The organism is Pseudomonas mandelii (assembly GCF_006438925.1).
GTDB lineage: Bacteria > Pseudomonadota > Gammaproteobacteria > Pseudomonadales > Pseudomonadaceae > Aquipseudomonas > Aquipseudomonas mandelii_C.
On record NZ_RCZA01000010.1, the window covers coordinates 193,368 to 209,307 of the forward strand.

The window sequence follows — 15,940 nt, forward strand, 5'->3', positions numbered from 1 at the left end:
CCTCCTCAGTAGCGGAACAGTCGCCAGGCCATCAGCCGGGCGGCGCCGACGATGGCTTTGGCAATCAGGTAATACAGCGCCGCGGCGATGGCGAAATATTCGAAGGTACGAAACGTCTTGACGTTGTAATCCTGGGTCACGCCGGTGAGGTCATTGTTCAGCCCGACGATCACCCCCAGCGACGTCATCAGCACCGCCCAGACCATCTGGTTACTCAACGGATAGAAGACGATCCGCAGCAGCTGCGGGACGATAATCATCCGGTAAGCCTGAAAGGCACTCATGCCCAGCGAACGCGCAGCGCGCACTTGCGTGCCCGGCACAGCCTTGAGGCCGCCGCGAAAGTTTTCCGCCAGGTAACCGGCGTTGTTGAAGGTGATCCCGGCCAGCAGCGCGAACCATGAGCTGACGTGCAAATCGAGCGAGCCGAGGCCGAAGTAGAGGACGTAGATCTGGAACAGCGACGGGGTGTTGCGGGCGATCGACACCCAACCATTGCCGATGCCGCGCAACAACGGTTGTTTGGTTTCGCGCATCACCGTCAGGGCCAGGGCGATCAGCACGCCGAAGATCATCGACAGCGCGGCGGTCTCGAAGGTGACCCAGGCGCCGGCCAGCATGTCCGGCAGGGCGCGCAGGGTCGCGCGCCATTGGAAGGTGTAATCAAACATGCGCGTGGCTCTCCAGTGAGGCAGCCGATTGCAGCCAGGCCGGCAAACGACCGCTGGCGGTGGCGCTGCAAGCGGCGTCGACACATTCGGCGAGGTTGGCGAAGTGCACCTTGCGGCCCACCAGGCCGGGTGCGTAATGGGCGTACTTGCCCGAGTTGGTCATCAAGGTTTTGGCCGCCAGCGGGATCACCGGCTCGCCGAGCATGCACCAGCAGGTGTCGGTGACCAGCGTCGCGCCGAAGGCTTCGATCACGGCGATATGTCCAGCCTCGCGGGCCTGCTCCAGCACCGCGCGACCACAAGTGATGGCAAGCACGACTTCGGGGTGTTTGTGTCGACCCCGACACAGCCGCGCCAGATGCGCGAATTCGCTCAGGGAGAAATGCGGATTACCCAGCGAGACCACATCCACCCGACTGTCGCGGGCACTGTTGAGTTCGCGCCAGCTGAGCAGCAAATCCTTCAGACGGATTTTTTCCACCGGCACATCGGCATCCGCATCCAGCACCTGCGTCGGGTCGAGTGCCTCCGGGGTCACCCCGGCGATATGGAACAGCGGCGCGGCGGAGGTGGTGGCGAAAGCGGCGCCGAAGGCTTTCAAATCGTCCAGGCTCGGCTCGCTGTGTTCCAGCCCCAGCACCAGAGGAATTCGACTGCCGGCCAGGGCACCGATGTGGTAACCGAGCAGCGGGTAGAAGGCATCGTCCAGCTCGCGCAAAACCGGCAATTCGATTTGCAGTCTCGCTTTACGTTGCGCGTCCAGATGGCAACCGATCAGGGGCGCGCGGCCGGTCAGGGCGATGCAGATATCCAGGTAGTCCGGGTATTTCAGGGTGCGTGCGCCGAGCACGCTGTTGGCATAAACCACGGCGTTGGATTCGGCCCAGACGATTTGCTCGCCGGCCTTCGGCGCACTGTCGAGCAGGTAGGGCGCGCAGGTGAAACTCAGCTGTGCGCCCATCGCCATGTACGCATCGCCCAGGGCGCTGGCCGGTACGCCGAGCGCCGGATCAATGCCCAACTCGCGCCAACGGCGCTGGTCGACGGAAATCGAATTGAGGGTGGTCGGCACCCGCACTTTTGCTCCCCACTGCACCAGTTGTTCGGCGAAGCGCAGGCTCGCAGGTCCGGTATAAATGCAGCCGTCGATGTGCGCTTGGGTGACATCCACCAGACTGCGCGCACCTTGCAGTTCAGCCATGCGCAGGACGATCTGCATGGCCACCTGGGCAGCTTTGCCATGCTCGCCGTCGAGCAGCGCCTGATCGTGTTCGGTGAGTTCGATAGCGGGGCTTTTCTCTGCTGTCTGCAACGGATTGTCGAGTGCCTGCCAGGCATCGCCCGGCAGGTGTTCAAACACGGTCACCGTTGAGGCTTCGACCCGAGCAAAGGCCTTGCCGCGCAAGGCGGCGAAGGCCTCCCGGCCGATGCACAGCACCGGCAGGGAACGCTCGAAAATGGTCTGTGACACGAGCACGCCCAGGGTCAGGATCTCATCGGGTTCAGCCAGCACCAGTGCGGCCGGCGCATGACCGTTGCTGATCAGTTCCATCAGCACACTGCTGCCGGTGCATGAGCCGCGGCCGCTGGGAATCGCCAGCACCCGACCGGCCAGACATTCGCCGCTGAGCGGGTGGTGACGGTCGATGACCTCGCCGCTGTATGGGTCGACCCCGCCCCAGAAACTCAAGCCCACATCGGCAAACAGCAGGGCGCCTTGGGCGGCGCCGGCGACCAGGCTGCGACCGGTCAGAGAGGTTGGCCTAGGCATGCCGGACACCTCAGTAATAGACCTTGGGCACGGTCAGGTCGGTGGGTGAAATCTCGGTGCCGACCCATTTGGTGAACAGCTCGTTGTAGCGGCCGCTGCGCACCTGCTGGTTGACGAACAGATTGAGGTAGTTGAGCAGGCCATACTCGTTACGCTTGGCGCCCAGGGACACGTAGTCGATGGTGTACGGCGCGTTACCGGCGATTTTCAGGTTCTTGTATTTGCCCGACTTGATCGTGGCGGCGGCCACGGTGTTGGTGACCACGGTGGCGTCGATGTGGCCCTGGGCGACCGCCAGCAGCGTGTCGTTCTGCGACTGATAGGCGCGGAAGGTGCCGGTGCCCCAGCTCTTCACGTCTTTTTCCAGGGCGATGGCTTCATAGGTGCCGCTGGTGTTGCCCAGGGCTTTGCCTTTGATATCGGCGAAGCTGTTGATGCCGGTGTTGTCGCGGGTCAGCACCACCATCTGGAAGGCGAAGTACGGCACGGTGAGGCCGACGGTCTTGGCCCGTTCGAGGGTGTCGGACGTGGAGGCAACGATCACGTCCGCACGCCCGGAGACCAGCGCCGGAATTCGATCGGGGAAGGGCGTTTCAACCACTTCGGCGTCGACCCCGAGGATCTTCGCCAGGTCGCGGCAGTAGTCCACGTCGAAACCGGCCGGGTTGTTACCTTCATCGCGAAAACCCATGGGCGGGAAGTCCAGGGTCACGGCGCAGCGCAGCTTGCCCGAGCCAATAATGTCGTCGAGCTTGTCAGCCTGGGCGGTGGCAATGAAGGAGGTACTGAGAACAGCGCTGAGGGCTACGGCAAATGCGGGGTTTTTCATAGAGGCCTCGTGGTCGGAAAGTGCTGTTGGATATCGTATTGTGAATTTCGTATACGATATTAGATTAGCAATGAGCGTGCCTGTTTCCGAACTGAGGCGAGAATTAATCGCCAAGCCTTGAGCTAAAGGTCTTACAAGATTGTGGGGGTAGGGCGTAGGAGGAGAACGCCTTGGCGGGCCGTATCAGGCGGTGTTACAGAAGGGAGCAGTGGGGACGCCGGGCGCCCCTTAAAGGAACACTTGCCCGGGTTCAGCGACGGCTTTCGCGATACTGACTCGGCGCCAGACTGGTCAAGGCGCGGAACTGCCGGCTGAACGCACTGTGGTCGGTGTAACCGCAGCGCAGGGCGATCTCGGTGATGGGCAGGTCGGTGTGCAGCAACAGTCGGGAGCCTTCTTCCAGGCGCGCCTTGTGAATCATCTGCCGTGGCGTGAGCTGGAACACCCGTTTGCAATGGCGCTCCAGTTGCGCCACGGAAAACCCGGCGATCGCGGTCAGTTCGGCGAGGCTGATCGGCCGGGCGAAATGGCTGCGGATATGCGCGTCCACCGCCGCGAGTTTCTGGAACGCCGGATGGCTGGACTGTGGCGCTTGCAGATCGCGGGAGATGCCGGCCAGGCCGACGATCTGACCTTGCGGGTTGCGCAGCGCGAGTTTGTGGGTCAGGCACCAGACCGGTTGATTCCCGTAATACAGGTGCAGTTCGAGTTGGTCGGCCAATTCGCGGCCGGTGGACAGCACCCGCCGATCCTGCTCGGTGTACAGCGGGCCGAAGCGCTCGGGAAAGACCATGTCGGCGGTGCGCCCGAGCAGTTCGTCACTGTGTTTGAAGCCGCAGCGCCGGGCCAGGGTCTGGTTGACGAAGGCGTAGCGGGCCTCGCTGTCCTTGATGAAAAACACCACGTCCGACAGGGTATCGAGCAACGCCGCGATCGGCTGCAGACTGCTCAGCAGGGTGGGCAGGTCGCAGGGTTTGAAGGTAGTGAGCGAGGCATACATGGCGCTGGGCGTCTGGAGGCAATGCCGGGGATCATAAAGACTCGGCGCCGGAGCCGAAAGCCCCGGACGGCATTCAGGCCGGCGGGGTGTCGTCCAGGCACAGCAAGGTCTCGATCCGCGCCGGACTGAACGGCGGCCGTGGTGCCGAAGGCTGCCAGCCGAACAGGTGCTGCAACGCACCGCCACACACCCGGCCCTGGCAAGCGCCCATGCCGCAGCGGCTGGCCAGCTTGGCCTCGCGCCAGTCAGTGTGCCCGGCAAGCGCTGCGTAAGGCACATCTTCGCAACGGCACACCAAGGTGTCGGGTTGTGCCAGCGACTTGAGTTGCGGGTCGAGGGTGAAGGCCTTGTTCAGGGCGTTGGCGAAACCCTGCCAGCGCGCACGGCGCGGCCACAATGCTCGGGCTGAATCAAGGTCACCGACGGCGGCGTGGCCAGCGATGGCGCCTTCGACCAATGCCAGTTCACTGCCACCGAAACCGGTGCATTCACCCGCCGCGTAGTGATCGGCGCGGCGAGTGGCCTGCCAGGCATCGACGGCGATCGCCTGATCTTCAAGTTCGCAGCCAAGGGACTGGCCGAGTTGTGTATTGGGTATCAGACCGAAGCCACAGGCCAGGCGATCACATTCCAGTTCGACGATTTTTCCCTGCTGTTGCAGGCGCACACCTTCCAGCCGCTCATTGCCCAGGGCGGCCAGTACATAGGTCCCAGTACGGTAATGGCGGTCGATCAACGTGACCGACTGCATCAGTTTGTTGGGCCAGCGTGGCAGTTGCGCGGCGAAACCGGCGACGGCGGCCGCGCAGGCCTGCTCGGCGATACGCAGCACCCGGGCGCCGTTGTGTTTTGCGGTGGCGGCGCTGGCCAGCAATAACGGGCCGCTGCCGGCAATCACAATGCGTTCGTCCTGCACCGGCAGCCCGCCCTTGATCAATGCCTGGAGGCCACCCGCGCCAGTCACGCCGGGCAGCGTCCAGCCGGGGAAGGGCAGAAGCAACTCGCGAGCGCCGGTACACAGAATCAGTTTGTCGTAACCGATCAACCAGCCACGATCAGCGTCTTCAACCAGCAGTTGTTTCGGCCCGGCGCAGGCGATCACCCGCGTGCCGGAGTGGCGGCGGATGTTGCTGCACGCCTCCAGTCGCTTGCGCATCTGACGCGCCGGGTTCGGCAGGTTGGCTTGAGGACCATCACGCCAGATTTGCCCTCCCGGCAGCGGGTTGTCATCGAGCAGGACGATACGCGCACCGCTTGGCGCTGCGGCGAGCGCAGCGGCCATGCCGGCGGGACCGGCACCGATGATCAGCAGGTCGGCGTATTCGCTCATGCTTGAGTCTCCACGTGCATGCCGTCACGGCACAGCGTCTGGCAGGCCAGGCGCCGGCGACCGTCGATGGTCACCCGGCATTCCTGGCAAATGCCCATGCCGCACAGCGGTGCGCGGCGTTGGCCACTGACCGATGTGCGAGTGCAGCCGTCGCCGCTCAGGGCCAGTGCAGCGGCGACGCTAGTGCCCTCGGCAACCCGCAGGGCACGTCCGTCCAGCATCAATTCAGGCATAAACGGGCTCTCCGAGAAAACGTTGCGGCAGATACGGTTGCGCAGTCAGTGGTGGCGTTTCGTCGAACAACTGCGCGACCAGCAGGTCGGCGGTGCCGGGCGCGGTCGTCACGCCGAGGCCTTCGTGACCGACCGCCAGCCATAAACCTTTGCGTTGCGGGTGCTGACCCACCAGCGGTAAGCCGTCTGGGCTGGCAGCGCGAAAACCGGTCCAGGCGCGGATGCCGTTGAGCTGCGCCAGCCCCGGCATGTAGTCGGTGGCACGCCGGAGCATTTTCGCCAGCATCCAGCCCTCGACTTGCGGGTCGGTCGTACCGAATTGTCGCGAGGCACCGATGAACAGTTGCCCGGTCGGCCGAGGCTGGATATTGCACGCCGTCGAGGGACCGCTGGCGTTGTGGGCGCTGGTGACGTAACCGAGTTCCACCAGGGTGTGGGTGACCTTGCCGGGGTAGCGGTCGGTGATCAGCAAGTGGCCTTTCTTCGGCTCGATCGGCAGCTCGGGGCAGAGCGCGTTGGCCTGGATGCCGTTCGCCAGAATCACCGCATCGGCGCTTAGCCAGTGGCCGTCGTCGAGCCGCACGCGGTTGCCGTCGACTTCGCTGACCCGCGCCCGGCGTTGGCTGATGTTCGGTGTGTCGAGCATCCAATTGGCGGTTGCCGGAGCATAGAGAATGCCGTCGCCATTGATCAGCAGTCCGCCTTCCAGGTCCTCGCGCAGTTCCGGTTCGCGCTGGTGCAAGGCACTGCTGGAGATCAATTCGCAGGCCACGCCTTGGGCCTGCAAATTCAGGTATTTGCTGTGGGCTACGGCCATTTCTTCGGCATTGGCCGCCAGCCAGAGGGTGCCGTTGCAACGGTAGGCGCAGCCGTCGGGCAGGGCCGGCGCCAGTTCACGCCAGCGTTGCAGGGAATACTGACTGAGGGCCAGTTCGGCCGGGTTGTCGTCGAGGACCAGCAAGTGGCCCATGCCCGCCGCCGTAGCGCTGGGCAAGCCGGCGTCCAGCACCAGCACACGCAAGCCGCGCCCCGCCAGCGCCTGGGCACAAGAGGCGCCGATGATGCCGGCGCCGATCACGATCACATCGGCCACCAGGCCCTCGTTCACGGACGAATGCCCCAGGCGAACGGATCGTCCTGTTCAATGATCAGGCTGGCTTCGGCGCTGATAAAGGCGCGGCCGCGAATGGTCGGCACGATGCGCTCGCCCTGAAGTTCGTAGGAACCCTCGAATTCGCTGCCGATGACACTGGCCTGACGCCAGATCTGTCCCGGCTGCAATTTGTCGTCGGCTGCCAGGCACGCCAGTTTGGCGCTGGTGCCAGTGCCGCAGGGCGAGCGGTCGTAGGCTTTGCCGGGGCAGAGGACGAAGTTGCGGCTGTCGGCCTGCTCGTCATCGGCGAACAGCTCGACATGGTCGATCAAGCCGCCGTCTTCGCCGCGAATACCCTGAGCCTCAAGTGCTTGCTGTACGGCGAAGGTGTAGGCGGTCAGCGTATCGAGGTTATCGCCCGCAACGCGCAGGCCATGTTCGGCAATCAGGAAAAACCAGTTACCACCCCAGGCTACATCGCCGGTCACTTGACCGATACCTGGCACCTGCAGCGACAGCGCTTTGCGGTAACGGTAGGCCGGCACGTTGCGCACGCTGACCGAATGGTCTTCGTGCAGCGTCGCCTGCACCGTGCCCACCGGGGTTTCGATACTGTGCACCCCAGGGCCGATCTTGCCCAGATGCGCCAGCGAGGCCACCAGGCCGATGGTGCCGTGGCCGCACATGCCGAGGTAGCCGCTGTTGTTGAAGAAAATCACCCCGGCACAGGCGCTCGGGTCCACCGGTTCACAGAGCAGGGCGCCGACCAGCACGTCACTGCCCCGTGGCTCCAGCACGCAGGCAGCGCGCCATTGATCATGCTGTTCCGCCAGCCGCTGTCGACGTTCGGCCATGCTGCCGCTGCCCAGGTCAGGAAAACCGGCGATCACCAGGCGGGTCGGTTCGCCGCCGGTGTGGGAGTCGATCACGGTGATGCGTTTCATGGGATGGCCACGTCCGTTCAGATGAGTGAACGAAAGAGTGGCCTGTGCGGGGCCTTGCCGGCTTGATGGTTTTATCCAGTGCCGGTGACGAAATCGGCACAGTACGGCGAGCTGTCAGTGGTGGTGAGGCAGGTGCTCGAAAAGGGTCTTGCAGACGCCGGCAATGTGCTCGTCGAGCAACTTCACCGCCAGGTCCACGTCACCGGCGCGGCAGGCCGCAAGGATTTCCCGGTGTTCGTGATCGGCGCGTTCCTTGCCGGCCGACAGGCTCATCTGCATGCGCAGGTAACGCTCAAGCTTGTCGTTGACCGAGCGGATCAGGCCGACCAGAAACGGACGCTGCGCCGGCTCGTAGAGGCAGGCGTGCAGTTCCCAGTTGAGCTCGGCCCAGCGCCCGACGTCATCTTCGCCGATGAACTCCTGGCAGATGCGCTCGGCACGGGCGAAGGTCTCTTCGGTCATGTTCGGAATGGCCAGGCGCAGCACCTTGTCTTCGAGCAGCATGCGCACTTCGAACATTTGCGCCAGTTCTGCATCGGAAACCCGAGTGACCATCGCCCCGCGATTGCGCTGGAACATCACCAGGCCTTCGGCTTCCAGGCGCTTGAGGGCTTCGCGCACCGGAATCTTGCTGACGTTGAACTGGCGGGCAATGTCGTCCTGGCGAATCGGCTCGTCCTCGGCGAAATGCCCGGCGACGATGGCGTCACGCAGATGACGGGTGATGATTTCCGACGTCGAAGGCGAATTGCCAAGGTCGGGAGCGTTGAGTTTGGTCAGGGCCACGGTCGTGATCGTCAGGATTGGATTGCAGATATGGTATACGAATTTGTCTTGGGTGTTCTTTCGGCGATGGCCAGGATCTCCAGCCACCGTCTGTCAGCCATCAACGTTCGGGAAGGTTCCAGCTTTCGCGGATTTGCTCATATTCCGACTCGGGCATTTGAACCAGCAGAGGCGACTGGCGAGGGTCCAGCCAATTGAACAAACGAGCAATATCCGCTGGATCCATGGCGGTGCAACCCAGCGTCGGGGAGGTGGGGCCGCGCCAGATGTGGAAGAAAATGCACGAGCCCGAGGCGGGGGACGCCGGCGTATTGTGCTCGATGAAAATGCCTTTTCGGTACATGTCGTCATCGCGACGCATACGTTCGGAGCTGTTCCAGTCTTTCGAAACAGTCACTCCATCGACCAGCTCGTTATAGCGTGCGGAGTGGCTGTCATCCACGCATTCGATGGTCGGGGTCAGCGCCAGGTAAGGCAGTTTGGTGTCGGCCGTGCTGTCGTAGCCAAACGCCGTCCCCAGTTTGAATACCCCGGCAGGTGCTTTTCCATCACCTTCACGTTTGACCGGACCTTCGCGTTGCTCAACGCTGCTCAGACCCTGGCCCCACGCCAGCCCGCTCTTGCCGACCACCACCGGAAACGGCGATTCGTATTTTCGAAAGGTGTTTCCCTGCCGTTCATAACGCTGGGCCGTCCCCTGGATGTCAGTCCAGTTTTTTGTGGTGACCACAATCAGCTGATTGGCGGTGTCGAGAGCATCGCGCGTACCCAGCGGCGTGATGGGGAAGTCCATGACGTTCTTCGGCGAACCTTCCCCGCTGTAGGTGAAGTGCCACCATTCCTTGGAGTACCCGGTAAACCCTTCTTTCTCCATGGCCCTGCTGAGCGTCTGGCGATTGTCCCTGGCGGCAGCGCTGATCGTCGGGCTGTCGGTATGCGCTCGCTCATCGAAGCAATCGAAACCGGTGCCCATGTCGAGCGCGCCGTCGCGCCAACGCTGGCCATAAGGGGCTGTGCAATCGACTTGCCCGGCTGAAGGCGTCCAGGTGTCGGCGGGCAGGGCATCCGGGCCGGTCAGTGTCAGATCCACGGTGGAGCCTTTGGAGTGGTTCGACACCCGGGCCACGTAACCCAGGCGCCAGAAGTCCTGCTTGTCCACGCGCGGATAGAACTCGGCCTTGCGCGGGTCGCCCGGCTGCGTCGCGAAGCGCCCCATATCGGCAACGGCACGGCTGGGCCGATAACAGTCAAACACCTTCAAACTGTAGCCTTGCGCACGCAATGCTGTTTGTACCCGAGCGAGGGCCTTGGCGGCGTCCAGCGATAACAGACACTGTGCCGCGGCGTAACCGTCGAGTGGGTGCCCGGTGAAGTTGTGAGCGTTGGCATAGCGAATGTCTTGCTCGATGCCAGGATCAATCGTACGCAGATAAACCATGTTCTCGGGTCGTGTCTCTGCACCGGCGATGCAGGGCACGACAAAGCTCAGGCACAGGGCCCATCGCAGCCAGGTCCGCGCGAGCAGGCTGCGCGAACGAAGCGAAAACAGTGACGAGGAGGGCAGAGGCTGGAGGGGGCAGACAGGGGGCATACGAGTCTCCAAAGAGGCCGATACTCAAGCCGGATCAGGCGATGGGTCAAGCCAGTGACAGTAACTACGCACTATCTGCGGCACCTGGGCGGCTTCTACTTTTTTGCGCAAACCGCAAGCTGATATCATCCAGGAACTTACAAGCCGAGTAGAAAAACATGAATCGTCAAAAAAAAATAAAGCAGTTATTAAAGGCTCACGCCAAAAAGGCTAGTGCCAAATTAGCACCGTCAAGCAAGTCTAAATACATTAGTAAAGCTGACCGATTGAAGCTGGCTGCTGAATCCAGTCACGACTCAATTATTTCCTCTGAGAGCTGATCTATGTAGTTTAAGCACCGCATCTTCGAATGTTCCGCGTTCCCGGAGATTTAAAACGCTTGATACGCGACGAACGCATGAATGGAATGTGGCGCAAGTCCCAAGTTTCAAAGCCCTCCGCCGAACCGATACTGCCAGACGATGCAAATGGCATCGTATTCGCTGCCCGTGCGGGTATGCCCGCCTTTACTCGCATTCAGCTTTAGCGAATGGTTCCGGTTCAACGGCAGCGTGAGGGTGCATCCGTAACGTGTGTTTTCCTGATAATCGTGGTTACCGACCCCATCGACTGAGCTACTCCCTCCAGCGAAGTAGGTCGTATCCAGCGCAGCCCAAACACCGTTGCTAAAGGCATAGATAAGATGCCCCTGTACCTGATAAATCGGGTTCTGGGAAAGTTGGTGGTCGCCGAGGAACTCGTCATTGTCGGTGTAAAAAGTTCCCGCGCCGGACAATTCCAGGGTCACTGGGCCCAGGCGCTTGGAAATCCCGAGTTCGGGCTTGAATGACCAGCGGTTGTTGCCAAGATTTACCAGCTTACTCGCGTCGTATTGGCCCAGTGGCGCCGTGATCGCCAGGCTCGCGCCGATAATCACATCCTGTTGATAGCTGGGGAATTCAGCCAGGGACAATGCCGGGGCGCCATATAAGTTGACCGAAAACCGAAATCTTGGATCGATCAACCCAGTAACATTTCGCTCCTTGGGTTCACCGGCGAACAGAGCAGAGCCCGTCAATCTTGCCTCAGGCACGACGATATCGAACTTCCCGGAACGGCCCCAGACGTCCAGAGATCTGGCAAAGGCCAACACGACAGTCTTTATGTTGAGCTTGGCGTCCTGGAGCGGGACTGAGGGGTTGGCGGTCACGCTGCCATGGAGATCGCTGTAGCCTATGAGCAGGAAATTGATACCGACCGGCGTATTGGCATAGGACCTGGGTTCCAGATCCTCTGCGACTGCACCGGGGGCGACGATGATGAGCGATGCGGATGCGAACCGAACGAGCCTGACGACGCAGAGTTTGTGTTTCATCCACATTCGCTCGCTTCCTGTCAGGACCCCACCGGTCTGTATTTTTATGGCGGTGGCGATCAGCTCCCGGCTCGTTTATTCAATGCCGCTTCAGCCGCAGCGATTTCCGCCTGACGCTTGACGATCATGTCGCCTATCGGTGGACCCTGGAAGCGTCGGGCCTCAAAACCGAACCAGACGATAGCCGTCAGCACCAGAAAACCGATGGTGATGTACAGCGCCCAATCGTTCGGTGGCTGGATGCCGATGACGAAAATAATCACCATCGAGAGGATCGAGAGGATGGCGAACACGGAGTACCAGAAGCGTCCCATGTTCCACGGCCCCATGGCCGGCCACTTCGACGTCCCGTAGGTAAACAGGCCCAGCACGATAGGGATGATGAAGGAGAAGAACAGGAAGATCACCGTGCAGGACACCACGATGGTATAGACCGGCGTTGCGCCGACCGATATCACGGACGATCCCCAGTCGAACAATACCGCCAGGGTGGCACCGGTCCAGATCGCCGCCACCGGGCTGCGATAGGTCGGCGAAACCGAGGCCAGTGCTTTCGAGCAGGGCAGGCCACCGTCACGGGAAAACGCGAAGATCATGCGTGAAACCGAGGTCACGGTTGCCAGCCCGCAGAGGAACTGCGAGATGAATATCGCCACGTACAGCGCGAGCTTCACGGTGGGGTTGACCTGCGTGTTCATGGCCCAGAAAAACACGTTCCAGCCTTGCTTCGCCGCCTCATCCATGTTCGGCAGCATCAGCACAAACGAACTGAGCATGACCCAGCCGAACAGCAACGACCAGACCACTGACATGACCATGCCGCGAGGCACCGACATGGCCGCATTCCGGGTCTCTTCCGAGGTATGTGCAGAGGCGTCATAGCCGGTGATGGTGTAGATCGGCAGCAGCAGGCCGAGCATGAAAATCCAGCCGTTCGACACCTGTGGCCAAACGCTGCCGCCAGCCTCGCCGGAATAGTTGCTGAAGGTCCATAACCGGGCGAACTCATAACTGGGCGCCGAGATCAGGCAGACGATGGTCAGCGCGAGCGCCGTGGCGAAGATCAGATAGCCCGAGAAGTCGGTGAGCTTCGCCGTCAGGCCGATACCCAGGTGGTTACACAAGGCCTGGATGCCGGTCAGGATCGCCAGGAAAATCACCCGGATCGTGGTGGTGTCTTCCATTCCCAGTGCCGGTCCGAAGGCACCGAAAAAGAAGTAATAGGTGCCGACGTTGATCGCACCGAGCACGGTGACCAGCCCGAGCAAGTTGAACCACGCGGTCAGCCAGCCGGTGAAGCGGTTACCGAGAATCGAACCCCAGTGATAGAGGCCGCCAGCGGTGGGGTAGGCCGAGGAAATTTGCGCCATGGCCATGGCGAAAACCCCGGAGATCAGGCAACCGATCGGCCAGCCGATGCCGATTGACGCACCGCCCGCACCCGAGGTGCCCTGCGCAAGTGAGTTGATACCACCCGAAAGGATGCAGATGATCGAAAAGGAAATGGCAAAGTTAGAGAAAACGCCCATGCGTCGTGAGAGCTGCTGGGCATAGCCCATGCTGTGCAGCACCTTGACGTCATCGTCTTGCGGCGCGCTCGTGCCGGGCTGGCTTGCTGGATTCATGTTGTGTGCCCCTTCAGGTTTTGATACGCATCCATCCGGGTTTACGTTGCCGGATGGGCTGGCCTTCAACCCCTTGTCGTACTGCTCCTGTCTCTAACGGATAAACCCCGTCCATGCTGCGCGCTCGCACCTTGGCCATGGACAGGCAACTGCTCTACAAACGGCCGTGGTATGCCGCTTCGAAAATTTCTGCCGCGCCATTTCGGGTCAATGGCAACGGGTTGCCACCGGCGCAAGGGTCGACAATCGCCATGTCCGCGATCAGGTCGGCCTGCCGGTCATCCACCCCCAGCTCAACCAGCGTATGGGGCACGCCGATGTCCTTGCGCAACTTGAGGACGAAGGCCAGAAAACTGTCGAAGCCGGGAGAGGGCAGACGCAAATAAGCGGCGAGGCGGGTGATGCGTTCTTCGATGGCCGGGCGATTGAATTTCAGGACATAGGGCATGAACGTGGCGTTGGTCATGCCGTGATGGGTGTCGTACAGGGCGCCCACCGGATGTGAGAGTGCGTGCATCCCGCCCAGGCCTTTCTGGAAAGCGGTAGCGCCCATCGCGGCCGCCGCAAGCATTTCCGCTCGCGCCTCCAGGTCCGAGGGTGTGTGTACGGCTCGCACCAGCGAATTGGCGACCAGGCGCATACCTTCCACCGCAATCCCTTCAGCCATGGGGTGAAAGCCGGGGGCGCAATACGATTCCAGGCAATGCGCAAACGCATCCATGCCGGTGCCGGCGGTGACCTTGGCCGGCATGCCGACGGTGAGGGCCGGATCGCTGATGACCACGCGCGGCATCATCTTTGGGTGGAAGATGATGCGTTTGGTGTGCGTACGCTCATCGATGATCACCGCGGCACGGCCCACCTCGGAGCCGGTACCTGCCGTGGTCGGCACCGCAATGATCGGGGCGATGCTGCCCTCGTCGGCGCGGGTCCAGTAGTCGCCGATGTCTTCGAAATCCCACACCGGTCGGGTTTGGCCGCTCATGAAGGCGATGAGCTTGCCCATGTCCAGGCCACTGCCGCCGCCGAAGGCGACTACGCCATCGTGTTTGCCGGCTCGCCAGGCGTCGAGCCCGCCCGCCAGGTTGGCTTCCACCGGATTGGGTTTAAGGTCGCAAAACAGCGCGACGCCGAGGCCCGCGGCGCGCAAGGCGTCCAGCGCTGCAGCGGTGATCGGGGCTCGCGCCAGGCCACTGTCGGTGACCAGCAACGGTCGCTGGATTCCTTGGCTGCGGCAGATTTCGGCGAGCTCGGCAATGCGGCCGACACCGAAGCGGATGCTTGTGGGGTAGTTCCAGTTCGCGGTCAGGCTCATGGCTCAGATCTCGTGGCGCAAATGGAAGGATTTCGCTCGGGTCAGATGTTCATAACCCAGGCGCGACAGCGTGACGCCGCGCCCGCTGTTCTTCACCCCGGTCCAGGCCAGGGCCGGGTCCAGGTAATCGCAGCGGTTCATGAACACGGTGCCGGTGTCGATCTCGTTGCCCAGGCGCTCTGCGGCGGCAAGGTCTTGTGTCCAGATGGACGCGCTGAGCCCGAACTCACTGTCGTTCATCAAGGCAATGGCTTCGTCGTCGCTGGCCACCGGCATGATGCCGACCACCGGGCCAAAGCTTTCCTCGCGCATCACCGACATTTGATGGGTGACGTCGACTAATACCTGCGGCGCGAGGTAGGCGCTGCCCGGCGCGTCGGCAGGAAAATCCTTTGGATCGATCAGCGCCCGAGCGCCCTGTGTCAGTGCATCGGCGATCTGCCCGCGAACGAATTCAGCGGCGTTCGGTGTGACCAGCGGGCCGAGCGTGGTGGCTTCGTCCAGTGGGTTGCCCAGCACGTATTGGCGGGTCAAAGTGGCGAAGCGTTCGACAAACGCCGGGTATATTTTTTCATCGACATAAATACGCTCGACGGCACAACAGCTCTGCCCTGAGTTGAAGAAGCTGCCATCCACCAGATTTTCCACCGCATGTTCGAGGTTGGCGTCTGCACGGACGTAGGCCGGGTCTTTGCCACCGAGCTCCAGGCCCACGCCGAGAAAACTTCCGACGGCAGCGTGTTCCATGGATTTACCGCCTTCGACCGACCCGGTGAAGTTCACCTGCTGCACGCGTCCAGAGGCAATGATCGCTCCGGTATAGAGATGACTCAGCAGCAGGTTTTGGAACAATCCTTCGGGCAGATGGGCGCGGCGAAACGCCTCGGCGAACCGTTCACCCACCAGCAACGTTTGCGACGCGTGTTTGAGGATGACGCTGTTGCCGGCCATCAGCGCCGGAATGATCGTATTCACTGCCGTTAGATAGGGGTAATTCCAGGGGGCGACGACCAATACCGTACCCAGCGGTTCGCGCTTGATGCAGCGTCGAAAACCGGCGACGGGCGTGGGCTCAAGCGCTGCCAACGCTTCAGGTGCAATGGCGATCATATGCCGGGCTCGCTCTTCGAAACCGCGCAGTTCGCCAGCACCAAAGCGCACCGGGCGGCCCATCTGCCAGGCCAGTTCCGGCACGATGTCGGCCTTCATGGCCAGCATCGCGTCCACCGCGGCGCTACAGAAGGCGGCGCGTTCGCTCAGTGGCCGGCGTTTCCATTGCGCTTGGGCCGCTTCGGCCGCCGCCAGCGCCTGGTCGATTTGCGCCGCATCGGCGCAGCGGCGTTCGGCATAGACCCGGCCATCGACCGGGGAGATGAGTTGAATCGTTGAAGTCATGAT

At 62.1% G+C, this 15,940-nt stretch carries 15 protein-coding genes; 1 reads left to right on the forward strand and 14 read right to left on the reverse strand.

The genetic code is table 11. The features are described from left to right. Positions 1 to 5: 5 nt before the first annotated feature. The 10 genes from EAH74_RS23270 to EAH74_RS23315 all read right to left on the reverse strand — a co-directional run bounded on the left by EAH74_RS23270 (position 6) and on the right by EAH74_RS23315 (position 10,095). Positions 6 to 671 carry an amino acid ABC transporter permease gene (locus EAH74_RS23270; protein ID WP_140681339.1) on the reverse strand — a complete coding sequence of 222 codons (666 nt, stop codon included), beginning with the start codon at positions 669 to 671 and terminating at the stop codon, positions 6 to 8. After that, positions 664 to 2,442: an aconitase X gene (locus EAH74_RS23275; protein WP_140681341.1), complete on the reverse strand. Its 1,779-nt coding sequence runs from the start codon at positions 2,440 to 2,442 to the stop codon at positions 664 to 666. Before EAH74_RS23275 ends, EAH74_RS23270 begins: the two co-directional genes overlap by 8 nt. Positions 2,443 to 2,452: 10 nt before the next feature. Next, entirely contained in the window at positions 2,453 to 3,271 is an 819-nt protein-coding gene (locus tag EAH74_RS23280) for a transporter substrate-binding domain-containing protein (RefSeq protein ID WP_095132633.1), read from the reverse strand. Between the two features lie 250 nt (positions 3,272 to 3,521). Further along, positions 3,522 to 4,271 carry an AraC family transcriptional regulator gene (locus EAH74_RS23285; protein ID WP_123368883.1) on the reverse strand — a complete coding sequence of 250 codons (750 nt, stop codon included), beginning with the start codon at positions 4,269 to 4,271 and terminating at the stop codon, positions 3,522 to 3,524. A 73-nt stretch (positions 4,272 to 4,344) separates the two neighbouring features. Beyond that, entirely contained in the window at positions 4,345 to 5,601 is a 1,257-nt protein-coding gene (locus EAH74_RS23290; RefSeq protein ID WP_140681343.1) for an NAD(P)/FAD-dependent oxidoreductase, read from the reverse strand. Next, positions 5,598 to 5,834: a (2Fe-2S)-binding protein gene (locus EAH74_RS23295; RefSeq protein ID WP_008157207.1), complete on the reverse strand. Its 237-nt coding sequence runs from the start codon at positions 5,832 to 5,834 to the stop codon at positions 5,598 to 5,600. Before EAH74_RS23295 ends, EAH74_RS23290 begins: the two co-directional genes overlap by 4 nt. After that, entirely contained in the window at positions 5,827 to 6,942 is a 1,116-nt protein-coding gene (locus EAH74_RS23300; protein WP_140681345.1) for an NAD(P)/FAD-dependent oxidoreductase, read from the reverse strand. Before EAH74_RS23300 ends, EAH74_RS23295 begins: the two co-directional genes overlap by 8 nt. Continuing rightward, positions 6,939 to 7,871: a 4-hydroxyproline epimerase gene (locus tag EAH74_RS23305; RefSeq protein WP_140681347.1), complete on the reverse strand. Its 933-nt coding sequence runs from the start codon at positions 7,869 to 7,871 to the stop codon at positions 6,939 to 6,941. Before EAH74_RS23305 ends, EAH74_RS23300 begins: the two co-directional genes overlap by 4 nt. Positions 7,872 to 7,985: 114 nt before the next feature. Then, complete coding sequence (locus tag EAH74_RS23310; RefSeq protein WP_174553771.1) at positions 7,986 to 8,657, reverse strand: GntR family transcriptional regulator; 672 nt, start codon at positions 8,655 to 8,657, stop codon at positions 7,986 to 7,988. Positions 8,658 to 8,757: 100 nt separating this feature from the next. Continuing rightward, the gene (locus tag EAH74_RS23315; RefSeq protein ID WP_240050546.1) at positions 8,758 to 10,095 is read right to left on the reverse strand and encodes a M15 family metallopeptidase; all 1,338 of its coding nucleotides are present in this window, start codon (positions 10,093 to 10,095) and stop codon (positions 8,758 to 8,760) included. 311 nt (positions 10,096 to 10,406) lie between these two features. Between EAH74_RS23315 and EAH74_RS23320 the strand changes: the two genes are divergently transcribed. Continuing rightward, complete coding sequence (locus EAH74_RS23320; protein WP_140681349.1) at positions 10,407 to 10,568, forward strand: DUF2986 domain-containing protein; 162 nt, start codon at positions 10,407 to 10,409, stop codon at positions 10,566 to 10,568. A gap of 107 nt (positions 10,569 to 10,675) precedes the next feature. Here EAH74_RS23320 and EAH74_RS23325 read toward each other — a convergent pair whose 3' ends face one another. From EAH74_RS23325 to EAH74_RS23340, 4 genes are all read right to left on the reverse strand, one after another. Next, on the reverse strand, positions 10,676 to 11,608 hold the full coding sequence (locus tag EAH74_RS23325; RefSeq protein ID WP_140681351.1) for a transporter: 933 nt from the start codon (positions 11,606 to 11,608) through the stop codon (positions 10,676 to 10,678). A gap of 53 nt (positions 11,609 to 11,661) precedes the next feature. Further along, the gene (locus tag EAH74_RS23330; protein ID WP_140681353.1) at positions 11,662 to 13,227 is read right to left on the reverse strand and encodes an amino acid permease; all 1,566 of its coding nucleotides are present in this window, start codon (positions 13,225 to 13,227) and stop codon (positions 11,662 to 11,664) included. A 154-nt stretch (positions 13,228 to 13,381) separates the two neighbouring features. Next, on the reverse strand, positions 13,382 to 14,542 hold the full coding sequence (locus EAH74_RS23335) for an iron-containing alcohol dehydrogenase (protein ID WP_140681355.1): 1,161 nt from the start codon (positions 14,540 to 14,542) through the stop codon (positions 13,382 to 13,384). Positions 14,543 to 14,545: 3 nt separating this feature from the next. After that, entirely contained in the window at positions 14,546 to 15,937 is a 1,392-nt protein-coding gene (locus tag EAH74_RS23340) for an aldehyde dehydrogenase family protein (protein WP_140681357.1), read from the reverse strand. Positions 15,938 to 15,940: the final 3 nt, after the last annotated feature.